The organism is Pseudomonas sp. GW822-FHT02E03 (genome assembly GCF_058802325.1).
Genome location: NZ_JBXAOA010000004.1, coordinates 18,334 through 40,901 on the forward strand (window position 1 = coordinate 18,334; position 22,568 = coordinate 40,901).

Genomic DNA, 22,568 nt, shown 5'->3' on the forward strand with positions numbered 1-22,568 from the left:
TCTACGCTCAGGTATCCAGGTTTCCCGCCAGGAACTGCTTCAAGCGCTGGCGCATCAACACGCCCTCGTTTCCCAGACAACCGATCGACGATCCAGCCAGGCTCTCCTGCGCCAGGTCCGATGCCTCTCCGGCCAGCAACACCTGACAATCCAGGCTCATGGCCAAGCGCTTCAAACGTCTGGGCAGTTCAACCGCCGGCGCGTGGTTGGAAACCAGTATCAGTGCCTTGGGCCTGATCTTTTCGCAGACCAAAACCAATTCTTCGAAGGGCTGACCGATCGCCAACAACTGAATAGCCGAATCGATGCTGCTCAGATACAGCGCCGTGACCAACACGTCGAGTTCACGGCATTGATCGGCCAAGGCGCAGACAATCACTCGTCGCGGTTGCATGACTCGCACCAGCAACAGGCGTTGCAACACTCGAGATCGTAGAAAAGCATCCAGAAAAAGCCACTCGCTGATCTGACCGAACGCTTCATGGCGCTGTAGCAATAGCTTCCAGATCGGAATCAGAATGTCCTGAAACACCACCGTCAATGGGTAACTGGAAAAAATCTGACCGTAGACGTGTTCCAGTTGAACTTCGTCGAAAGCACTCACCGCAGCCTTGACCTGCTGCTGCCATTGGTCGTAGTCAGCTTGAACGAGTTCGTTGGGAATGACCTGCGCCAGCACCTTGAGCGGTTCGGTCTTGGCCAGTATCTTGCCGACCTTGCTGACTGCGACGCCGCGTTCTATCCAGCCGAGGATGCTACGAACACGCTCGATATCGGTCATCGAATACAAACGGTGCCCGCTTTCGGTGCGCGTGGGTTGTATCAAACCGTACCGCCGCTCCCATGCGCGTAGCGTGACCGGGTTGACCCCTGTCAGGCGCGCGACCTCACGAATCGGAAACAGCTCTTCTCGAATCAGGGAGGTGCTGGGGGGCAAGCCAGGTGCAAGGTCTGTCAACACAACCATGAGAATCTACGTCCATGTAATATTGAGACACATTCTAACGCTCCTGCCTCAGTGGTGATCAACACATTGTTGAACTAATTGGAACAGACGTTCCAGACAGAATCAGGAATAATTCTTGCTTGCCCCAAGGCGCAGCCCACCACCCCGGCGCTGTGTCTGGCGAAGCTCTTATCCGGAGCGACGCGTTTGCCCTACGGAGATACAAAATGTCTACCTCACCCGTCACCCTGATGGTTGCGCGCCGCGTCGCCGATGGGCGTTATCAGGACCTGATGGCCTGGTTGCGCGAAGGCGAACAACTGGCCACCGATTTCCCCGGTTACCTGGGCTCTGGCGTACTGGCTCCGCCGCCCAATGATGACGAGTTCCAGATTATCTTCCGCTTCGCCGACGAGCAGACCATGCACGCCTGGGAGCATTCCGCATCGCGCACTGCCTGGCTGGGGCGCGGCAGTGATCTGTTTGCCCACCCTTCGGAACATCGGGTCAGTGGCATCGATGGCTGGTTCGGTGCGGTCGGCCAACGTCCACCACGCTGGAAACAGGCCGTGGCCATCTGGCTGGCGTTCTTTCCGGTGTCCCTGTTGTTCAACTTTGTATTGGGGCCGCTGCTGGCTGAAACGGGTTTGCTGACCCGCGTGTTTGTCAGCACCCTGTGCCTGACGCCATTGATGGTGTATTTCTTCATTCCGCTGTCGACGCGCCTGCTGGCCGGGTGGCTGCATACCCCATCGGCACGTCCGTTGCCCGCCGAACCCACCCCCCAAAATCAATAACCCCCTGTAGGAGCGAGGCCATTGCAGGACGTAGGTGATCAACTCCCGTCGCTGGTATAGTTTTGCTCTTACCGCGACGCGAGCCGTTCATGACCTCTACCGCAGCCCCAATCCTCATCACCGGTGCCGGCCAGCGTGTCGGCCTGCACTGTGCGCAGCGTTTGCTCGAAGACGGCCATCCAGTCATTTTCAGCTATCGCAGCGAACGCCCTGGTGTGCAAACCCTGCGTGATCTGGGGGCGAGCGCGGTGTTTGCGGACTTTTCCAGCGAGGCCGGCATCCTTGCGTTCATCGGCGAACTGAAAAACCACACCGACAGTTTGCGGGCGGTTGTCCATAACGCTTCCGAATGGCTCGCCGAAACCCCGGGCACCGAAGCCGCGGCTTTCACCCGCATGTTCAGCGTGCATATGCTGGCGCCCTACCTGATCAACCTGCACTGTGCCGACCTGCTACGGCGTTCAAGTCCCGCCGACATCGTGCACATCAGCGATGATGTGACCCGCAGGGGCAGCAGCAAGCATATCGGCTACTGCGCCAGCAAAGCCGGGCTCGACAGCCTCACCCTGTCCTTTGCCGCGAAATACGCGCCCAGCATCAAGGTCAACGGTATCGCGCCAGCCCTGCTACTGTTCAATCCCGACGACGACGCGGCGTACCGCGCCAGGGTTCTGGCCAAATCGGCACTGGGCATCGAGCCCGGCAGCGAAGTGATCTACCAGAGCCTGCGTTATTTGCTCGACAACCCTTATGTCACCGGCACGACCCTGACCGTCAACGGCGGACGGCACGTCAAATAAGCCGCTCCCGCGAGGATGTCCCATGACGTTATTCCCGCCACACAACTCCTTGTCCCAGAGCTATCGCGAGATCCTGATCGGCCTGGGTGAGAACCCCGACCGCGAAGGACTGCAAGACACCCCGGTGCGCGCCGCCAAGGCGATGCAATACCTGTGTCATGGTTACGAACAAAGTGTCGAAGAAATCGTCAACGGCGCGCTGTTTGCCTCCGACAACGATGAAATGATCATCGTCGACAACATCGAGCTGTACTCGCTCTGTGAACATCACATGCTGCCCTTCATCGGCAAGGCTCATGTGGCTTATATTCCAACGGGCAAGGTGCTGGGCCTGTCGAAGATTGCGCGGCTTGTGGATATGTTCGCCCGCCGACTGCAAATCCAGGAAAACCTCACCCGGCAAATCGCCGACGCCGTGCAGCAAGTGACCGACGCCGCCGGTGTCGCGGTGGTCATCGAAGCCCAGCACATGTGCATGATGATGCGCGGCGTCGAAAAACAGAATTCGACCATGAACACCTCGGTGATGCTCGGCGCCTTCCGCGAGTCGAGTAATACCCGCCAGGAGTTCCTGCAATTGATTGGACGGAGCAAGTAGCAATGCCACAACTTCAACCAGGAATGGCACGCATCCGGGTCAAGGACCTGTGTTTGCGAACTTTCATAGGGATCAACGAGGACGAAATCCTCAACAAGCAGGATGTGCTGATCAATCTGACCATTCTGTACGCCGCCCAGGATGCAGTGCGTGACAACGATATCGATCACGCGCTGAATTACCGCACCATCACCAAGGCGATCATCGCCCACGTGGAGGGCAATCGCTTTGCCCTGCTCGAACGCCTGACCCAGGAATTGCTGGACCTGATCATGGTCAACGAGTCGGTGCTGTACGCCGAAGTCGAAGTCGACAAGCCCCATGCCTTGCGCTTTGCCGAGTCGGTATCGATAACGCTCGCGGCAAGCCGCTAGCTTCAAGCTTCAAGCGCCAAGCTGTAAACTCGAGCCACCGCAACCCATCTTGCAGCTCGAAGCTTGCCGCTTGCAGCTGTCTCGCAGAGACCTTTCATGAACGATCAACAACGCCTGGAACTTGAAGCCGCCGCCTTTCGCCGGCTGGTTGCCCACCTGGACAGCCGCAAGGACGTGCAGAACATCGACCTGATGAACCTCTCGGGTTTCTGCCGCAACTGCCTGTCCAAGTGGTATAAGGCCGCCGCCGACGAACGCCAGATCGACGTCAGCCTCGACGAAGCCCGCGAAGTGGTTTACGGCATGCCGTACGCCGAGTGGAAAGCCCAATACCAGCAAGAAGCCACCGCCGACCAGCAAGCGGCGTTCGCCAAAGGAAAACCCAATGAGTGATTTGAATACCCTGCGCGCCAGCCTCAAGAGCGGCGAACACGCTTTCGCCGATACCTTGGCGTTCATCGCTGCCGGTTACGACTATCAGCCCCAGTCGTTCAATAACGGTGGTGTGGAAAACGCCGCCGGGCAGAACGAAGGCTCGTGCAAGACCCTGGGTCTGGCATTGCTGGAAGGCTTGAGTGATGAAGAGGCGCTACTGGCGTTTGGCGAGCATTACCGCTCGGTGGTGGCCACGCCTGAAGGCAGCGACCATGGCAATATCCGCGCGTTGATCGCCCATGGTTTGGCCGGTGTGAAGTTCACTCAGCAGCCGCTGACTCGTCGCTGAACGCTTTTTGTAGGAGCGAGGCTTGCCCGCGAAGGCGATCCCAAGAACGCCATCGCCGGCAAGCCGTGCTCCTACAGGTATTAGCGGCACATCCCGACTTTTAATATTGACCCGGCAACTTTATTTCGTTTGCCGGGTACCTCTGCTCGCGGCTTAGATAAAAAGAAGCATCCCTTCTTCTGAGTCCGGTATCCATGAGCAGCGAAAACATCAGTCGGTCAATCAATATCGTTCATCCCGTCACACTCAGCCATGGCAAAAATGCCGAGGTCTGGGACACCGATGGCAAACGCTACATCGATTTCGTCGGTGGTATCGGCGTGCTGAATCTCGGCCACTGCCATCCGCGCATCGTCGAGGCCATTCGCGAGCAAGCCACCCGGCTGACCCACTACGCGTTCAACGCCGCCCCGCATGCGCCTTACCTCGAACTGATGGATCGCCTGACGGCGTTTATCCCGGTGGATTACCCGGTCAGCGGCATGCTTACCAACAGCGGTGCGGAAGCGGCGGAAAACGCCCTGAAGATCGTCCGTGGCGCCACCGGTCGCACGGCAGTCATCGCCTTCGACGGCGCCTTCCACGGTCGCACACTCGCCACCCTCAACCTCAACGGCAAAGTCGCGCCGTACAAGCAGAAAGTCGGTGTGCTACCGGGGCCGGTGTTTCACCTGCCCTTCCCCAGCAAAGACAATGACGTGACCTGCGCCGAGGCTCTGAAGGCGATGGATCGGCTGTTCAGCGTCGAGATCGACGTTGATGACGTGGCCTGTTTTATCGTCGAACCGGTACAGGGCGAAGCGGGTTTCCTGGCGATGGACGTGGAATTCGCCCAGGCGCTACGACGCTTCTGTGATGACAAAGGCATCCTGCTGATCGCCGATGAAATCCAGTCTGGCTTCGGCCGTACCGGCCAGCGGTTTGCGTTCTCGCGACTGGGCATCGAGCCGGATTTGATCCTGCTGGGCAAAAGCATTGCCGGCGGCGTGCCGCTGGGGGCGGTTGTCGGGCGCAAGTCGCTACTCGATAACTTGCCCAAAGGCGGATTGGGCGGCACCTATTCGGGCAATCCCATCGCCTGTGCGGCCGCGTTGGCGACCCTGGACGAAATGACTGACGCGCATCTGCACGCCTGGGGTGTGCAACAGGAAGAGGCGATTGTCAGCCGCTACGAATCCTGGCGAGCCCGCGAACTGTCACCGTATCTGGGCCGCTTGACCGGCGTGGGTGCCATGCGCGGCATCGAGCTGATCAACGCCGACGGCACACCGGCCTCGGCGCAACTCACACAGCTGCTGGCCCTCGCGCGCGACTCGGGCTTGCTGCTGATGCCTAGCGGCAAATCGCGGCACATCATTCGGCTGCTCGCGCCGTTGACCACTGAGGCCGCCGTGCTGGAGGAAGGGCTGGATATCCTTGAGGCGTGCCTGGCGAAGCTGACCTGAAGTAAAAATTCCCACGATCCCTGTGGGAGCGGGCTTGCCCGCGATAACGATTTATCTTTCAACCTTAGTGTCGACTGACCTACCGCCATCGCGGGCAAGCCCGCTCCCACAGGATTACTGCGTTACCGAAGGCATAAAAAAACCGGCCAAGGCCGGTTTTTTGCTTTCTACAGAATCAGAATCAAGCGTTCTGCAGATCGTCGAGGTAACGCTCGGCATCCAGTGCCGCCATGCAACCGGCGCCGGCCGAGGTGATGGCTTGACGGTAAACGTGGTCAGCCACGTCACCGGCGGCGAAGATGCCTTCGAGGTTGGTTGCAGTGGCGTTGCCGTCACGGCCGCCCTGCACAACCAGATAGCCGTCTTTCAACGTCAGCTGACCTTCGAACAACGAAGTGTTCGGGGTGTGGCCGATGGCGATGAACACGCCGTCGACTTTCAGCTCGTCGAAGCTGCCATCGTTGTTCTTCAGGCGAGCACCGGTCACGCCCATGTTGTCGCCCAGCACTTCGTCCAGGGTCGAGTTCAGCTTCAGGACAATCTTGCCTTCGGCAACCCGGGCATTGAGCTTGTCGATCAGGATCTTCTCGGCGCGGAATGTTTCGCGACGGTGGATCAAGGTGACAGTGCTGGCGATGTTGGCCAGGTACAAGGCTTCTTCCACAGCCGTATTACCACCACCCACCACAGCCACGGGCTTGTTGCGATAGAAGAAACCGTCGCAGGTGGCGCAGGCCGAAACGCCTTTGCCCATGAACGTTTCTTCCGACGGCAGGCCCAGGTAGCGGGCGCTGGCGCCGGTGGCGATGATCAGTGCGTCGCAGGTGTAAGTCGCGCTGTCGCCAATCAGGGTGTATGGCTTGGCGGCGAAGTCCACGGCATTGATGTGATCGAACACGATCTCGGTTTCAAAGCGCTCGGCGTGCTCTTTCATCCGCTCCATCAGCGCCGGGCCGGTCAAGCCGTGGACGTCGCCCGGCCAGTTGTCGACTTCGGTGGTGGTGGTCAGTTGACCGCCAGCCTGCATGCCAGTGATCAGCAGTGGCTTGAGGTTGGCACGGGCGGCATAGACCGCAGCGCTGTAACCGGCAGGGCCGGAACCGAGAATAATCACTCGCGAATGACGAACTTCAGACATGACCTGCTCCTGTTGACCGGGCCCGAAACACTGGGCGCGGAACGCCGGATTGCCGGCGGGAATAAAAAAGGACCGTTGAAAGCACTTGGGGAAGGCTTGGGCTCGACAGTCCTGTAAAAGAATGGGTGCAGCGTATCGAGGGGGCGAAGATTAAGGAAATACGGTTTAACAATCCAGCTCATAGGCGGTCTCTATCCCATTGCAGTGAATATATAGACGCCTTTGTTACAGTTAATGTCGATGCCGCTACCGCGCTTTCGCCTGTCAGGCAAAGCCGGTAAGGTCGGCGCGTTTCCCCTTTGCTCGGAGCACGTTATGCCCGCCCCCGTTCTGTCTGGCCCGCAATACCTGCGCGAGGGCCTCAAGCTGGTCCTGAGCCCAAGCCTGCGCTTGTTCGTGTTATTGCCGCTGGCCATCAACCTGGTGCTGTTCGTCGGATTGATCTATCTGGCTGGTCATCAGTTCAGTATGTGGGTCGATACGCTGATGCCGTCCCTGCCCGATTGGCTGAGCTTTCTGAGCTACATCCTCTGGCCGATTTTCGTCGTGTTGGTGGTGTTGATGGTGTTTTTCACCTTCACCATGCTCGCCAACATCATCGCCGCGCCGTTCAATGGCTTCCTCGCGGAGAAAGTCGAAGTGGTGGTGCGCGGCACCGACGACTTCCCGGCCTTCAGCTGGGGCGAACTGATCGCCATGATCCCGCGCACCCTGTCCCGGGAAATGCGCAAACTCGGCTACTTCCTGCCCAGGGCCATCGGGCTGTTCATCCTGTCGTTGATCCCGGTGGTCAACATCATCGCCGCGCCGCTGTGGCTGCTGTTCGGGGTGTGGATGATGGCGATCCAGTACATCGATTACCCGGCGGATAACCACAAGCTGGGCTGGAACGAAATGCTCGCCTGGCTGCGGCAGAAGCGCTGGCAGAGCCTCGGCTTCGGCGGGAGCGTGTATCTGGTGTTGCTGATTCCGGTGGTCAACATTCTGATGATGCCGGCGGCAGTGGCCGGTGCAACGCTGTTCTGGGTGCGTGAGCGTGGCGCGGAAAATCTGGTGGCAGAACGCCGCTGATCGCGTCACAAATCCATCATCCCACCGTCACAATGACGACATGGCCTCAGCCGACACTGAGGTCATGACGACAACTCTGCATATCACCCTGATCACCGAAACCTTCCCACCGGAAATCAACGGCGTTGCCAATACCCTTGGCCGCTTGTTCGATGGTTTGCGCGCACGCGGGCATCAGGTGGAGTTGGTGCGGCCACGCCAGGGTGGCGACCCACTTATCGGAAGCAACGATGAGTTGCTGTTGTGTCGAGGCTGGCCGCTGCCGGGTTACCCCGGCCTGCAATGGGGTCAGTCGTCGATGCACAAGCTGCTGCGGCGCTGGAAACGCCATCGCCCGGATGTGTTGTACATCGCCACGGAAGGACCGCTGGGGTTATCCGCATTGCGCGCGGCACGGCGTTTGGGGATTTCAGTGGTCAGTGGCTTTCATACCAATTTTCAACAGTACTCCAGCCAATACGGCTTCGGGCTGCTGACCCGCTTGCTGACTCACTACCTGCGCTGGTTTCACAATCGCTCGACCCTGACCCTGGTGCCCAGCGCCAGCCAGCGACTGGAGCTGGAACGCCGCCGTTTCGAGCGCCTGGCGCTGCTCTCTCGAGGCGTCGACAGCCAGTTGTTTCATCCGGCCAAACGGCTGAAATCGCTGCGCGAGCAATGGGGACTGGCCGAGGAAGATATTGCCTTGATCCACGTAGGACGCCTGGCGCCAGAGAAAAATCTTGGCTTGCTCAAGCGGTGTTTCGACACGCTGAAAATGACTTATCCACAGCGAAAAATGAAATTGATTGTGGTTGGTGATGGGCCGCAACGATCGATGCTGGAGAAGGAATTGCCCGAAGCGATTTTCTGCGGCTCACAACGCGGCGAAGCGTTGGCCAGTCACTATGCGTCGGGGGATGTGTTTCTGTTTCCAAGCCTGACCGAAACCTTCGGCAATGTGGTGCTTGAGGCATTGGCTTCGGGGCTGGGGGCGGTGGCGTACGATCAGGCTGCGGCGGCCCAGCATATTCGCCATGGCTACAACGGCGTACTGGCCATGCCCGGGGATGAAGAGGCGTTCTGCGATGCAGCTCGTTGGCTGCTGGAGGAGCGCGAAACCTTGCGTTGCGTGCGCCTTAATGCGCGCCAGCATGCGAGTCGTCAGGGGTGGGCGGCGATTATCGAGCAGTTTGAAGGACAGTTGCGGGGGGCTTGTGTTGGGGAGCAGGTGGTTCCTGATGCACAGACATTACCCTGAATCTTTGCTGACCTTGAGGCCATCATCGCGGGCAAGCCCGCTCCCACAGGATTTGTGTGTGGCGCAGAACACTGTGGGAGCGGGCTTGCCGCGATGGGGCCCTTCCAGACGCTACTTAAACCAACGTCATCAACGCCTCACGGCTGAACGGCAGGATGTCTTCTTCACGACCGTCACGCACTTTCTGCGCCCAGTCCGGATCCACCAGCAACGCACGCCCCACGGCCACCAGATCGAATTCATCGTTATTCAACCGCTCCAGCAGTTTTTCCAGGCTGGCCGGTTGGGCGATCTTGTCGGTGTTGACCATGAATTGCAGGAACTCGCCATCCAGGCCTACGCTGCCGACGGTGATGGTTGGCTTGCCGGTGAGTTTGCGGGTCCAGCCGGCCAGGTTCAGCTCGGAACCGTCGAACTCCGGCTCCCAGAAACGGCGTGTCGAGCAGTGGAAAATATCCACGCCAGCGTCGGACAACGGCTTGAGGAACTCACCCAACGCCTCTGGCGTCTGCACCAGGCGCGCGGTGTAATCCTGCTGCTTCCACTGCGAGAAACGGAAGATAATCGGGAAACCCTCACCGACCGCTGCACGCACCGCCTGAATCAGTTCGATGGCGAAGCGCGAACGGTTCGCCAGACTGCCACCGTATTCGTCAGTGCGCTGATTGCTGCCTTCCCAGAAGAACTGGTCTACCAGATAACCGTGGGCACCGTGGATTTCCACGCCGTCCATACCGATGCTCTGAGCATCCTTGGCGGCTTGGGCGAACGCGGCAATCACGTCCTGGATATCTTCCTTGGTCATTCCGTGAACCACGACCTGACCGTCCTTCAATTTTTCCGACGGACCGTAACCCGGCACGCTGGCGTCCGGCTCGGTGCCGATGCGGCGCACGCTGCCCACATGCCACAGTTGCGGAACGATTTTCCCGCCCTCGGCATGCACCGCATCGACGACTTTCTTCCAGCCGGCCAATGCCGCTTCACCATAGAAGTGCGGCACGTTCGGATAGCCGTTGGAGGCCTTGTGACCAACGGTGGTGCCTTCGGTGATGATCAGCCCAACCCCGGCAGCGGCGCGACGACGGTAGTACTCGATCACTTTGGAATTGGGCACGCCGCCCGGCGAAAACGAGCGGGTCATCGGCGCCATGACGACGCGGGTCGGCAACTCGAGAGCGCCTAGGTGAAAAGGCTTGAACAGGGCTTTGACGGGCATGGGACGCTCCATGGGACATAGACTTTATGACGGCGATAATATGGAGACTGCCAAGCCTTGAACAGCACTATTGATTTAAGTGATTAAGGATCAAAAGACAGAAAACATTGTAGGAGCGAGCGGTGCGGCGATCCGACTTGCCCGCGAAGGCGTCATATCATTCAACATTGATATCGACTGATATGACGCTTTCGCGGGCAAGCCTCGCTCCCACACAGAGGGGATGTCAGCTCAACGCTTTTTCGATTGCCTGGATGACAGCATGATCATCCGGCGCCGTACGCGGCGAGAACCGCGCCAGCACGCGACCGTCCTTGCCCAGCAGGAATTTCTCGAAGTTCCAGGTGATGTCCCCGGGAAATTCGGCACCCTCGCCCGCCAACAGACGGTACAACTGATGACGCTCATGGCCGTTGACTTCCAGCTTGCTGGACAACGGAAAGGTCACGCCATAGTTGAGGCTGCAGAATGCCTGGATCTCCTGCTCGGTACCCGGCTCCTGCCCGGCAAACTGGTTGCACGGTAAGCCCAGCACACTGAAGCCTTTGTCCTTGTATTGCTGGTAGAGGTTTTCCAGCGCCGCGTACTGTGGGGTCAAACCACATTTGGAGGCAACGTTGACCACCAGCACGACACGCCCCTTGAAGGGCGCCAAAGGTAGCTCCTGACCATCCAGGGCTGTCAGTTTAAGGTCGTGAAAAGCACTCATGACGAACTCCAAATTCCAGTGTTCTTCTCAAAACAGCCACTTGGCGGTGCCACCAGGGACAGCCGCGGACTAAAAAAGGCGCCCCTCGGGCGCCTCTCCAGCTCTCGAAAGCTTAGCGCAGAAAATCAGTGGTGATGGCCACCTTCGCCATGGACGTGACCATGAGCGATTTCTTCCTGGCTGGCGTCACGGATGTCGATGATCTTGACCTGGAAATTCAGGCGCTGACCGGCCAACGGGTGGTTGCCGTCGACAGTGACATCGTCGCCGTCCAGATCGCGAATGGTGACGATCTGCATCTGGCCGTCCGGAGCGGATGCGTGGAACTGCATGCCCACTTCCAGCTCGTCGACGCCTTCGAACATGCTGCGGCTCAAAGTGCTGACCAGTTCGGCAGCGTATTCGCCGTAGGCATCTTCAGGTTCTACAGCGACAGTCAGCTCGTCACCGACTGCTTTGCCTTCCAGAGCCTTTTCCAGGCCCGGGATGATGTTACCTGCGCCTTGCAGGTAGACCAGCGGCGCGCCGCCGGCGGAGCTGTCGATGACCTCACCAGCGTCGTTGGTCAGGGTATAGTCGATGGAGACAGCCTTATTGGCGGCGATCAGCATGGGGCGAGACCTTTTGCATAAGAAAGATGAATGTCCAAGTTTAGCGAAGCAATCGCCCGAAAGCGAACACAACCCGGACAGACGGGGTGCGGCAAAGGGCTCGACGGTCACAGGCTTCCATCAGGATGAAGACGGACACTGGGTAGCCGAGCTTTCCTGCGGCCATACCCAACACCTGCGGCACCAGCCGCCGTGGCAATCCCGGGCCTGGGTGCTGGACCCTTCGTTGCGTAATGAAAAAATAGGCCAGCCCTTTGATTGCGGATGGTGCGCACAAGGCTCGGTTAGCGATAACCTTGACGACTGAATTTCGGTAGAACGCCAGCCATAGGCGCTCACCATTGCCATGCACCCTTAGAGAATCCGCATGCAAACTTTTTTTATCGCGCCCACCGATTTTGGTGTGGGTCTGACCTCCATCAGCCTCGGGCTGGTGCGTACGCTTGAGCGGGCCGGTCTCAAAGTCGGCTTTTTCAAACCGATTGCCCAGCCGCACCCGGGCGATACGGGCCCTGAACGCTCCACCGAACTGGTGGCCCGCACCCACGGTTTGAAACCGCCTCAGCCACTGGGCCTGGCCCACGTTGAGCGGATGCTCGGCGACGGTCAGCTGGACGAACTGCTCGAAGAAATCATCACCCTTTATCAGCAAGCCGCTGTCGGCAAGGACGTGCTGATCGTCGAAGGCATGGTCCCGACCCGCAGCGCCAGTTACGCCGCGCGGGTCAACCTGCATTTGGCCAAGAGCCTGGACGCCGATGTGATTCTGGTCTCGGCACCGGAAAACGAAGTGCTGACTGAATTGTCCGGCCGGGTGGAGTTGCAGGCGCAATTGTTCGGCGGGCCGAAAGACCCGAAAGTCCTGGGCGTGATCCTCAACAAGGTCAAGACCGACGAAAGCATGGACGCCTTCGCCTCGCGCCTGAAGGAACACTCGCCGTTGCTGCGCAGTGGCGACTTCCGCCTGCTCGGCTGCATTCCGTATCAACCGGAACTGAACGCACCGCGCACCCGCGACGTGGCCGACCTGATGGGCGCTCAGGTGCTCAATGCCGGCGACTACGAAACCCGGCGCATGACCAAAATCATTATCTGCGCCCGTACCATGCGTAATACCGTGGAGCTGCTCAAGCCCGGTGTGCTGGTGGTAACCCCCGGCGATCGCGACGACATCATCCTCGCCGTCAGCCTCGCGGCGATGAACGGCGTGCCTCTGGCCGGCCTGTTGCTGACCAGCGACACCCTGCCCGACCCGCGCATCATGGATTTGTGCCGTGGCGCCTTGCAGGCTGGCCTGCCGGTGTTGTCGGTCAGCACCGGCTCCTACGAAACTGCCAACCAGTTGAACGGTTTGAACAAGGAAATCCCGATCGACGACCGCGAACGTGCGGAGATCATCACCGATTTCGTCGCCAGCCACCTCGACGCCAACTGGCTGCACCAGCGCTGCGGCACGCCACGGGAAATGCGCCTGTCGCCAGCGGTGTTCCGCTACCAGCTGATCCAGCGCGCCCAGGCCGCCAACAAGCGCATCGTGTTGCCCGAAGGCAGCGAGCCGCTGACCGTGCAGGCCGCGGCGATCTGTCAGGCGCGCGGCATTGCCCGTTGCGTGTTGCTGGCCAAACCGGCGGACGTCGAAGCCGTGGCCCGCGCCCAAGGCATCGAGTTGCCGCCGGGGCTGGAAATCCTCGACCCGGACCTGATCCGCGAGCGTTACGTCGAGCCGATGGTTGCGCTGCGCAAGACTAAAAGCCTCAACGCGCCGATGGCCGAACAACAACTGGAAGACACCGTGGTGATCGGCACCATGATGCTGGCGCTGGATGAAGTCGACGGGCTGGTGTCCGGGGTCATTCACTCCACCGCCAACACCATCCGCCCGGCCCTGCAACTGATCAAGACCGCGCCGGGCTGCACGCTGGTGTCTTCAGTGTTCTTCATGCTCTTCCCCGAGGAAGTGCTGGTCTACGGCGACTGCGTGATGAACCCGCACCCGAGCGCCAGCGAACTGGCTGAGATCGCCTTGCAAAGCGCCGATTCGGCCGCGGCGTTCGGCATCACTCCACGTGTGGCGATGATCAGCTATTCCAGCGGTGAGTCGGCCAGCGGTGAAGAAGTCGAGAAGGTTCGCGAGGCCACATTGCTCGCCCACGAACAGCAAAACTCGCTGCTGATCGACGGCCCGTTGCAGTACGACGCCGCCGCCAACGAAACCGTGGCCCGACAATTGGCGCCGAACAGTCAGGTCGCCGGTCGTGCCACGGTGTTCGTGTTCCCCGACTTGAACACCGGCAACACCACCCACAAAGCCGTGCAGCGCAGCGCCGACTGCGTCAGCCTCGGGCCGATGCTGCAAGGCCTGCGCAAACCGGTGAATGACCTGCCGCGCGGCGCGCAGGTCGACGACATCGTCTACACCATCGCGTTGACCGCGATTCAAGCTGCCAACCGACCTATGGATGTTTAAATGCTGGATTTTCTACCTGCACCCGTGCGCGGCGTGATCGCCTCGCTTTTGTTGGCGCTGAACACGATTGTCTGCTGCACGCCGCTGTTCGTGGTGGCGATCTTCAAACTGCTGCTGCCCTTCCCCGCCGCCCAGCGTTTCACCGACTGGCTAATGGGCCATATCCACGAAACCTGGATCAGCAACAACAAGGCCTGGATGGACCTGCTCGGGCACACGCGCTGGCAGCTCAGCGGGCTGGAAGGTCTGGACTATCAGCACTCGTACCTGATCACCAGCAACCACCAGAGCTGGGTCGACATCATGGTGTTGCAGTACGTGCTGAACCGGAAGATTCGCCCGCTGAAGTTCTTCCTCAAACAGCAATTGATCTGGGTACCGGTGATTGGCCTGGCGTGGTGGGCGCTGGGCTTTCCGTTCATGAAGCGTTACTCCAAGGCCTATCTGGAGAAGCACCCGGAGAAGAAAGGCAAAGACCTGGAAACCACCCGCAAGACCTGCGACAAGTTCCGCAACAACCCGGTGGGGATTTTCAACTTCGTCGAAGGCACGCGCTTCACCGAGGGCAAGCACGTACAGCAGAGCTCACCGTTCCGCTACCTGCTCAAGCCGAAAGCGGGTGGCATTGCCTTCGTGCTGGATGCCATGGGCGACCAGCTGGAAGCCATCGTCAATGTGACCATTCACTATCCGGCCGGGCGTCCGGGTTACTGGAATTTGCTCTGTGGGAACGTGAAGGATGTGGTGGTGCACTTTCAGGAACTGAAGATTCCACCGCAGTTCGTCGGCAAGAACTACGACCAGGACGGTGTGTATCGGCTCGAGTTTCAGGGTTGGATCAATCAGTTGTGGAATGACAAGGATGCGTTGCTGGGGCAGATGCATCGGGAGTACACCGCCAAGGTTTGAGGTGCCTGTACCGGCGCCATCGCGGGCAAGCCCGCTCCCACAGTGGTTCTGTGTGGAATGCAAATTTTGTGTTCACTAGAGATCCCTGTGGGAGCGGGCTTGCCCGCGATGGCAATCTCGAGAACACAAAAAAACCCGCAGACGATCACTCATCTGCGGGTTTTTTATTTGCAGCTAACGCTTAGATCGCGCCACGTTTACGCAGCAGATCCAGCACTTGCTTGACGCTTTCTTCCAGCGACAGCGACTGGGTGTCGATCACCAGATCGGCATTCAGCGGCACGTCGTATGGGAAGGATTCGCCCGGGATGTTGTCGCCACCCGCCGCGTACAGACCTTGCGGATCACGCTCGGCACAGACCGTCGGAGAGGCCTGGACGTAGACCGTCAGCAGACGCTCCTTGCCGATCAGTTCCCGGGCCTGCTCACGACCTTCTGCACTCGGCGCAACGAAGGCTGCCAGGGTCAACAGACCGGCTTCGTTGAACTGACGCGCAACGTGCGCTGCGCGACGCCAGTTTTCGGTACGCCCGGCGCGATCCTGTGGCAGACCTTTGTTCAGGTCGTGACGCAGGTTCTGGCCATCGAGTACAAACACCGCACGGCCCAGGTCGAACAGCTTGCGTTCAACCGCGTAGGCCAGGGTGCTTTTGCCCGCGCCCGACAGGCCGCTGAACAACACGGTGGCCGGTTGCTGGCCGAAGCGCAGAGCACGTTCTTCGGTAGCCACGTGAGCTAGTTTGCCGTGGTGGGTGCTGGTGCCATGGCTCAACGGCTGGGCGATGATCATGCCGGCCGCGACTGTACCGTTGGTCAGTCGATCGATGACGATGAACGAACCGGTGGTGCGGTTGCTGTCGTAACCGTCCAGCGCGATGGCCGCGTCGAGGCTGATCTTGACCCGACCGATCTCGTTCAGCTGCAGCGAGCTGGCGGGACCTTCGGCCAGGGTGTTCACGTCCACGCGATTGACGATGCTGGTGATCGAACCCGGCACGTAAGTCGTGGCGCGCTTGATGTCGTATTTCTTGCCCGGCAGCATCGGCTCTTCGGCCATCCACACCAGCATGGCGTCGAAGGCGTCAGTCACTTGCGGCTGGTTGTCGGCATGCACCAGCAAGTCGCCGCGGGAGATGTCGATTTCGTCTTCCATGGTCAGCGTCACGGCTTGACCGGGACCTGCATGCTCCAGCTCACCTTCGAAGGTGACAATGGATTTCACGCGGCTGCTCTTGCCCGACGGCAACACAACGACTTCATCGCCCTTGTGCACGATGCCGCTGGCCAGGGTGCCGGCGAAACCACGGAAGTTCAGGTTCGGACGGTTGACGTACTGCACCGGGAAACGCAGGTCGGTGTAGTTGCGGTCGCTGGCGATTTCGACGGTTTCGAGGATTTCCATCAGCGACTGGCCGGTGTACCACGGCGAGCGCTCGGACTTGTTCACTACGTTGTCGCCCTTGAGAGCGGACATCGGCACGAACGCCATGGTGGTCGGCTTGAACGCGATGCCTTCGGCGAACTTCAGGTAATCGGCCTTGATCGACTCGAACACGCTTTCGTCGAAGCCGTTGAGGTCCATCTTGTTGATGGCGACAACGATGTGCTTGATGCCCAGCAACGAGGCGATAAAGCTGTGACGACGGGTCTGGGTCTGCACGCCGTAACGGGCGTCGACCAGGATGATCGCCAGGTCACAGGTGGAGGCACCGGTGGCCATGTTGCGGGTGTACTGCTCATGGCCGGGGGTATCGGCGATGATGAATTTGCGCTTGGCGGTGGAGAAATAGCGGTAGGCGACATCAATGGTGATGCCCTGCTCACGCTCGGCCTGCAAGCCGTCGACCAGCAATGCCAGGTCGATGTCTTCACCGGTAGTGCCGACTTTTTTCGAGTCGCGGGTAATGGCTTCCAGGTGATCTTCGTAGATCATCTTGGAGTCGTGCAGCAGGCGCCCGATCAGGGTGCTCTTGCCGTCGTCGACGTTGCCACAGGTAAGAAAGCGCAGCATTTCCTTGCGTTCGTGCTGGCCCAGATAGGCGAGGATGTCCTCGCTGATCAAATCAGATGCGTGCGACATGACAACCCCTTAGAAATAACCCTGACGTTTCTTTTCTTCCATCGAACCGGCGCCATCGTGATCGATGACTCGGCCCTGGCGTTCGGAAGTTCGCGTCAGGAGCATTTCCTGAATGATGTCGGTCAGGCTGGTGGCCTCGGACTCGACCGCACCGGTCAACGGGTAGTCGCCCAGCGTACGGAAACGGACCTTCTTCTTGACGATGCGCGCCTTGTCTTCGTCGCTCAGGTGATTGAGCAGGCGCTCGTCGTCGATCATGATCCAGGTGCCATTCATCTCGATGACGTCGCGCTCGGCTGCGAAATACAGCGGCACGATCGGGATGCCTTCGAGGTAGATGTACTGCCAGATGTCCAGCTCGGTCCAGTTCGACAACGGGAATACGCGGATCGATTCGCCCTTGTTGACCTTGCCGTTGTAGACGTTCCACAACTCGGGACGCTGGTTTTTCGGGTCCCAGCGGTGCTTGGTGTCACGGAAGGAATACACGCGCTCTTTGGCACGGGATTTCTCTTCGTCGCGACGGGCGCCACCGAATGCGGCATCGAAGCCGTACTTGTCGAGGGCCTGCTTGAGGCCTTCGGTCTTCATGATGTCGGTGTGCTTGGCACTGCCGTGGGTGAGTGGGTTGATACCCTGCGCAACACCCTCGGGATTCACGTGCACCAGCAGGTCCAGGCCGAGCTCTTCGACCATGCGGTCGCGGAACGCGTACATTTCCTTGAACTTCCACTGGGTGTCGACGTGCATCACCGGAAACGGAAGTTTGCCCGGGAAGAATGCCTTGCGTGCCAGGTGCAGCATCACGGCGGAGTCTTTACCGACGGAGTACAGCATCACCGGGTTATCGAACTCGGCGGCGACCTCGCGGATGATGTGGATGCTTTCGGCCTCCAGCTGTTTCAGATGCGTCAGTTTGTCGACCATGGCTACTCACGAAAACGATCTTATGGACGGCCTGCGGGCCGTGTTCGAGCGGGGAATCCTAGCACAGCGCCCTCTTCTAATCAGGACGCCGGCTAGATCGAAAGGGTATATGAATATACCCCCTCGTTTGGGCACGCAAGACGCATGTGGGAGCGGGCTTGCTCGCGAATGCGGACTCACATTCAACATGGATGTCGACCGACACACCGCTTTCGCGAGCAAGCCCGCTCCCACATTTTGATCAGCGGTGGAGGTCAGATAGGGTTCGGGCAATCGATGAAGATGTGCTCGAGGGCGAAACGTCGCGCCAGGTAATCGCCCAAAGCCTGCACACCATAACGCTCGGTGGCGTGATGGCCGGCGGCGATGAAGCTGATGTCGTTTTCCCGGGCGCTGTGAAACGTCTGCTCGGAGGCCTCGCCGCTGAGGTACAGATCAACGCCCGCCAACACCGCCTGATCAATGTACCCCTGGCCGCCACCGGTGCACCAGCCGACCCGACGAATCATCTCGCTGCCTTCGATCAGCAATGGCTCGCGCCCCATGACTTCCTGCACGCGACGGGCGAAATCGCGAGGGGTCATCGGTTCGTTCAACGAGCCGACCAGACCAACGATTTTCAGATTGTCCGGATCCAGCGGGCCTTCGACGGTGATGTCCAGTTGCCGGGCAAGCTGCACGTTATTCCCGACTTCCGGGTGCAGATCCAGCGGCAAGTGATAGGACAGCAGGCTGATATCGTGCTTGAGCAAGGTTTTCAACCGGCGCTGCTTCATGCCGGTGATGCACGGGTTTTCGCCTTTCCAGAAATAGCCGTGATGCACCAGCACCAGATCGGCCTGGGCTTCCACCGCCGCGTCCAGCAACGCCTGGCTGGCGGTAACACCGCTGACGATGCGCATCACTTGCGGCCGGCCTTCGACCTGCAAACCATTGGGGCAGTAATCGGCAATCTTTGCACTTGCCAGGTAGCGGTCGGCTTCTTCGACCAGGGTGCTCAGGGCAACGGCCATAAAAGACTCCTAAATATCCCGTTCAGAGGCACGTGCGGCCTCGTATAATGCGCGACATTATGGGCGGTCTCACACCGCCTGCAACCTCTGTAGGACTTGCTTAATGCTCAAGGCGCTGCGTTTTTCCGGCTGGCCGCTGTTGGCCGGCGTGCTTATCGCTCTATTGATTATGCAGCGTTATCCGGAGTGGGTCGGGCTACCGAGCCTGGACGTCAATTTGCAACAAGCCCCGCAAACCCTCGGTCTGCAGCAGGGGCCGGTGTCCTATGCCGACGCGGTGACCACGGCCGCGCCGTCGGTGGTCAACCTGTACACCACCAAAGTGGTCAACAAGCCCAGCCATCCGCTGTTCGAAGACCCTCAGTTCCGCCGCTTCTTCGGCGACAACTCGCCCAAGCAGAAGCGCATGGAGTCGAGCCTCGGTTCGGGCGTGATCATGAGCCCGGAAGGTTATCTGCTGACCAACAACCACGTGACCAGCGGTGCCGACCAGATCGTGGTGGCACTCAAGGATGGCCGTGAAACCCTGGCCCGGGTTATCGGCAGCGACCCGGAAACCGACCTCGCGGTACTGAAGATTGACCTGAAAAACCTGCCGTCGATCACCGTCGGCCGTTCCGACAATATCCGCATTGGCGACGTGGCCCTGGCCATCGGCAACCCCTTCGGCGTCGGCCAGACCGTGACCATGGGCATCATCAGCGCCACCGGGCGCAATCAGTTGGGGCTGAACAACTACGAAGACTTCATCCAGACCGATGCCGCGATCAACCCTGGCAACTCCGGCGGTGCACTGGTGGACGCCAACGGCAACCTGACCGGCATCAACACGGCGATCTTCTCCAAGTCTGGCGGTTCTCAGGGCATCGGCTTCGCGATCCCGGTCAAACTGGCGATGGAAGTGATGAAGTCGATCATCGAACACGGCCAGGTGATTCGCGGCTGGCTCGGCATCGAAGTGCAACCGTTGAGTCAGGAACTGGCGGAATCGTTTGGTCTGTCCGGGCGTCCGGGGATTGTGGTCGCGGGGATTTTCCGTGACGGCCCGGCGCAAAAGGCCGGCCTGCAACTGGGCGATGTGATCCTCAGCATCGACGGTGAACCGGCCGGCGACGGTCGCCGTTCGATGAACCAGGTGGCACGGATCAAGCCGACCGATAAGGTCACCATTCAGGTGATGCGCAACGGTAAAGAGCTCAAGCTCACGGCAGAAATCGGTCTGCGTCCGCCACCCGCGCCGATCAAGGAAAAAGAAGGCGAATAAGCGGTAGGAGCTGCCGAAGGCTGCGATCTTTTTGCACCCTCAGCAGCTCCATAACTCCGAATCCGTTAACAGCAGACATTCTCATTAGGCATGTTATATTGTTTCAATATTACTATTGGAACAACATAACATGTCGTCTCGAACAATGGCTTCCCTCGCAGGCCTGGCCCTCGGTTTGCTGGGGGATCCGGTCTTCGCCGAAGAATCGTAAACCGTTGAACTGGACGCCATCAGCGTCACCTCCGACTACGAATCCCCCACCGGCCCGGTCAAGGGTTACCGCGCCACGCGCTCCTCCAGCGCAACCAAAACCGACACCGCCCTTCGTGATATTGCGCAATCGATCAGTGTGATTCCCGTCAGTGTGCTCAAGGACCTGGGCAGCACCAGCGTCGAACGCGCGCTGGAATTTGCCGGCGGGGTATCGAAACAGAACAACTTCGGCGGCCTGACGCTTTACGAATACAGCGTGCGCGGCTTCACCACTTCGGAGTTCTACAAGGACGGTTTCAGCGCCAACCGCGGCTATCCAAGCACGCCGGACGTAGCCAACATCGAACGCATCGAAGTGCTCAAAGGCCCGGCCGCCAGCCTCTATGGTCGTGGCGATCCGGGCGGCACGGTGAACATCGTCACCAAGAAACCCCAGCCCGAAGCCTTCACCACACTGCAAACCAGCGCCGGCAGCTGGGATCGCTATCGCACCGCCGTGGACGTCAATACGCCGCTGGATGATGAGGGCAACGTTCTCTCCCGGGTGAACCTGGCTGTCGAGGACAACCACAGCTTCCGCGATCACGTCGACAATCAGCGTGTGTTTGTTGCGCCCTCCTTCAGCTGGCAACTGAACCCGGACACCAGCCTGTTGGTGGAAAGCGAATTCGTCCGTCACAGCTCGACCTTCGATCGCGGTATCGTCGCGCCAAACAATAAATGGAGCGGTGTCTCCCGTTCGACCTTCCTTGGCGAACCCAACGATGGTGACATCGACAACCACAACAATCTGCTGCAAGCCGCCCTCGAACATCAGCTCAACGACCGCTGGAAACTGCGCCTCGCCAGCCATTACAAAGAAGGCAAACTCTGGGGCTTCGCCTCCGAAAGTCGTCCCTTGAACGCCGACGGCCACACCATCAACCGTCGCTATCGCGAGCGCGACACCAACTGGCATGACAGCATCACCCAACTCGAACTGCGTGGTTTGTTCGACATCGGCAGCTGGCAACACGAACTGCTGATCGGCAGCGAATACGAGAATTTCCGCAAGAACGAACGGGTCACGACCATTGCCGGCGGCCCGTACGCCATCGATATCTATCGACCGATCTACGGCCAGCCGAAACCCAATGGCGCACGCTCCGGGACCGACTTCTTCGAGCACGTCGAAAGCAAGGCGCTGAACCTTCAGGACCAGATCGTCTTCACCGACAAACTGCGCGGCATGCTCGGTGCGCGCTTCGAGCATTTCGAACAAAGCATCGACGATCACAGCCGCAACGCCACCAGCCGCCAGCGCCACGATGCCCTGACCCAGCGGGCCGGCCTGCTCTACCAGATGACGCCCGAAGTGGGCTTGTTCGCCAACGTCTCCACCTCATTCAAACCGAACAACGGCCTGGATGCCGCCGGCAAATCGTTCGACCCGGAAGAAGGCGTCGGTTATGAAGTCGGGATCAAGAGCGAGCTATTCGACGACCGCTTGAGCACCACCCTCGCCGCCTTCCATATCGAAAAGGAAAACGTCCTGGCGCTCGATCCGAGCACCGATTCCAGCCGCGCCATGGGCAAGGCCCGCAGCCAGGGGGTCGATTTACAAGTCACCGGGCAAGTGACCGACGCCGTGCGAGTAATCGGCGCTTTCGCGTACATCGACGCCGAAGTCACCCAAGGCGACAAGGTCATTCCAACCGGTAGCCGAATTCTTGGCGTGGCCAAACGCAGCGGCAGTCTGCTGGGCGTTTATGAATTCCAGGACGGTCATTTGCGCGGTTCGGACCTTGGCGCAGCGTTCACCTATGTCGGCGATCGCTCGGGTGAAGCCGGCAGCGATTTCGAACTTCCGGCCTACCACACCGTCGACCTGCTGGCCCATTACAAGGCCAGCGAAAACGTCACCGTGGGCTTGAACCTGAACAATCTTTTCGACGAGAAATACTTCGAGCGCTCCTACAGCAACTACTGGGTCAACCCCGGTGAGCCGCGCAATTTCACCGTCAGCCTGACACTCAACCTGTAA

General features: G+C 59.6%; 21 protein-coding genes and 1 pseudogene. 14 read left to right on the top strand and 8 right to left on the bottom strand.

The annotated features are described in order from the left end of the window. Positions 1–7: 7 nt before the first annotated feature. The gene (locus AC1RQB_RS04320; protein ID WP_063341528.1) at positions 8–967 is read right to left on the bottom strand and encodes a MerR family transcriptional regulator; all 960 of its coding nucleotides are present in this window, start codon (positions 965–967) and stop codon (positions 8–10) included. Between the two features lie 206 nt (positions 968–1,173). Here AC1RQB_RS04320 and AC1RQB_RS04325 point away from each other — a divergent pair, with 206 nt between their 5' ends. The 7 genes from AC1RQB_RS04325 to AC1RQB_RS04355 all read left to right on the top strand — a co-directional run bounded on the left by AC1RQB_RS04325 (position 1,174) and on the right by AC1RQB_RS04355 (position 5,684). Next, positions 1,174–1,743: an antibiotic biosynthesis monooxygenase gene (locus AC1RQB_RS04325; protein ID WP_063341529.1), complete on the top strand. Its 570-nt coding sequence runs from the start codon at positions 1,174–1,176 to the stop codon at positions 1,741–1,743. 89 nt (positions 1,744–1,832) lie between these two features. Beyond that, on the top strand, positions 1,833–2,543 hold the full coding sequence (folM, locus tag AC1RQB_RS04330; RefSeq protein WP_008070543.1) for a dihydromonapterin reductase: 711 nt from the start codon (positions 1,833–1,835) through the stop codon (positions 2,541–2,543). Positions 2,544–2,565: 22 nt separating this feature from the next. Continuing rightward, positions 2,566–3,141, top strand: coding sequence for a GTP cyclohydrolase I FolE (folE, locus tag AC1RQB_RS04335; RefSeq protein ID WP_008070545.1), 576 nt, complete (start codon positions 2,566–2,568; stop codon positions 3,139–3,141). Between the two features lie 2 nt (positions 3,142–3,143). Further along, a complete protein-coding gene (folX, locus tag AC1RQB_RS04340) occupies positions 3,144–3,515 on the top strand; it encodes a dihydroneopterin triphosphate 2'-epimerase (RefSeq protein ID WP_007901645.1) in 372 nt (123 codons plus the stop codon). Positions 3,516–3,611: 96 nt separating this feature from the next. Continuing rightward, positions 3,612–3,908, top strand: a complete 297-nt coding sequence (locus tag AC1RQB_RS04345) for a DUF1244 domain-containing protein (protein WP_063341530.1) — start codon at positions 3,612–3,614, stop codon at positions 3,906–3,908. Continuing rightward, positions 3,901–4,239: a HopJ type III effector protein gene (locus AC1RQB_RS04350; protein ID WP_063341531.1), complete on the top strand. Its 339-nt coding sequence runs from the start codon at positions 3,901–3,903 to the stop codon at positions 4,237–4,239. The genes AC1RQB_RS04345 and AC1RQB_RS04350 overlap by 8 nt, the downstream gene beginning before the upstream one ends. Before the next feature lie 194 nt (positions 4,240–4,433). Further along, positions 4,434–5,684, top strand: coding sequence for a 2-aminoadipate transaminase (locus AC1RQB_RS04355; RefSeq protein ID WP_063341532.1), 1,251 nt, complete (start codon positions 4,434–4,436; stop codon positions 5,682–5,684). Positions 5,685–5,865: 181 nt separating this feature from the next. On the opposite strand, the gene trxB is transcribed toward AC1RQB_RS04355, so the two are convergent. Further along, positions 5,866–6,822, bottom strand: a complete 957-nt coding sequence (gene trxB / locus AC1RQB_RS04360) for a thioredoxin-disulfide reductase (protein ID WP_008070552.1) — start codon at positions 6,820–6,822, stop codon at positions 5,866–5,868. 315 nt (positions 6,823–7,137) lie between these two features. Here trxB and cysZ point away from each other — a divergent pair, with 315 nt between their 5' ends. Beyond that, on the top strand, positions 7,138–7,893 hold the full coding sequence (gene cysZ, locus AC1RQB_RS04365; protein ID WP_008070554.1) for a sulfate transporter CysZ: 756 nt from the start codon (positions 7,138–7,140) through the stop codon (positions 7,891–7,893). 40 nt (positions 7,894–7,933) lie between these two features. Then, positions 7,934–9,133: a glycosyltransferase family 4 protein gene (locus AC1RQB_RS04370; RefSeq protein ID WP_063341533.1), complete on the top strand. Its 1,200-nt coding sequence runs from the start codon at positions 7,934–7,936 to the stop codon at positions 9,131–9,133. A gap of 115 nt (positions 9,134–9,248) precedes the next feature. On the opposite strand, the gene AC1RQB_RS04375 is transcribed toward AC1RQB_RS04370, so the two are convergent. The 3 genes from AC1RQB_RS04375 to AC1RQB_RS04385 form a co-directional block, all read right to left on the bottom strand. Beyond that, the gene (locus tag AC1RQB_RS04375) at positions 9,249–10,352 is read right to left on the bottom strand and encodes an NADH:flavin oxidoreductase (protein WP_063341534.1); all 1,104 of its coding nucleotides are present in this window, start codon (positions 10,350–10,352) and stop codon (positions 9,249–9,251) included. A 226-nt stretch (positions 10,353–10,578) separates the two neighbouring features. Further along, positions 10,579–11,061 (bottom strand): glutathione peroxidase, encoded by a 483-nt coding sequence (locus tag AC1RQB_RS04380; RefSeq protein ID WP_052965554.1) that lies wholly within the window; start codon positions 11,059–11,061, stop codon positions 10,579–10,581. Between the two features lie 125 nt (positions 11,062–11,186). Beyond that, complete coding sequence (locus AC1RQB_RS04385) at positions 11,187–11,672, bottom strand: FKBP-type peptidyl-prolyl cis-trans isomerase (protein WP_007901600.1); 486 nt, start codon at positions 11,670–11,672, stop codon at positions 11,187–11,189. Here AC1RQB_RS04385 and AC1RQB_RS04390 point away from each other — a divergent pair. From AC1RQB_RS04390 to yihG, 3 genes are read left to right on the top strand one after another with little or no spacing between them, the layout of a single operon-like run. After that, on the top strand, positions 11,641–11,979 hold the full coding sequence (locus AC1RQB_RS04390; RefSeq protein WP_081235351.1) for a DUF3565 domain-containing protein: 339 nt from the start codon (positions 11,641–11,643) through the stop codon (positions 11,977–11,979). The two genes, AC1RQB_RS04385 and AC1RQB_RS04390, sit on opposite strands and share 32 nt — an antisense overlap. Positions 11,980–12,039: 60 nt before the next feature. Next, positions 12,040–14,139, top strand: coding sequence for a phosphate acetyltransferase (gene pta, locus AC1RQB_RS04395; protein ID WP_207267225.1), 2,100 nt, complete (start codon positions 12,040–12,042; stop codon positions 14,137–14,139). Beyond that, a complete protein-coding gene (gene yihG / locus AC1RQB_RS04400) occupies positions 14,140–15,048 on the top strand; it encodes a 1-acylglycerol-3-phosphate O-acyltransferase, YihG family (RefSeq protein ID WP_063341535.1) in 909 nt (302 codons plus the stop codon). It abuts the gene before it with no gap. Between the two features lie 181 nt (positions 15,049–15,229). On the opposite strand, the gene cysN is transcribed toward yihG, so the two are convergent. The 3 genes from cysN to AC1RQB_RS04415 all read right to left on the bottom strand — a co-directional run bounded on the left by cysN (position 15,230) and on the right by AC1RQB_RS04415 (position 19,068). Beyond that, positions 15,230–17,128 carry a sulfate adenylyltransferase subunit CysN gene (cysN, locus tag AC1RQB_RS04405; RefSeq protein ID WP_063341536.1) on the bottom strand — a complete coding sequence of 633 codons (1,899 nt, stop codon included), beginning with the start codon at positions 17,126–17,128 and terminating at the stop codon, positions 15,230–15,232. Positions 17,129–17,137: 9 nt separating this feature from the next. Continuing rightward, the gene (cysD, locus tag AC1RQB_RS04410; RefSeq protein WP_008008639.1) at positions 17,138–18,055 is read right to left on the bottom strand and encodes a sulfate adenylyltransferase subunit CysD; all 918 of its coding nucleotides are present in this window, start codon (positions 18,053–18,055) and stop codon (positions 17,138–17,140) included. Positions 18,056–18,309: 254 nt separating this feature from the next. Further along, positions 18,310–19,068 (bottom strand): Nif3-like dinuclear metal center hexameric protein, encoded by a 759-nt coding sequence (locus tag AC1RQB_RS04415; RefSeq protein ID WP_008070563.1) that lies wholly within the window; start codon positions 19,066–19,068, stop codon positions 18,310–18,312. Positions 19,069–19,171: 103 nt separating this feature from the next. On the opposite strand from AC1RQB_RS04415, the gene algW reads away from it, so the two are divergent. Together algW and AC1RQB_RS04425 are read left to right on the top strand one after the other, a co-directional pair. After that, positions 19,172–20,332 carry a Do family serine endopeptidase AlgW gene (algW, locus tag AC1RQB_RS04420; protein ID WP_008070565.1) on the top strand — a complete coding sequence of 387 codons (1,161 nt, stop codon included), beginning with the start codon at positions 19,172–19,174 and terminating at the stop codon, positions 20,330–20,332. 130 nt (positions 20,333–20,462) lie between these two features. After that, positions 20,463–22,568 (top strand): annotated as a pseudogene (locus tag AC1RQB_RS04425) (TonB-dependent siderophore receptor).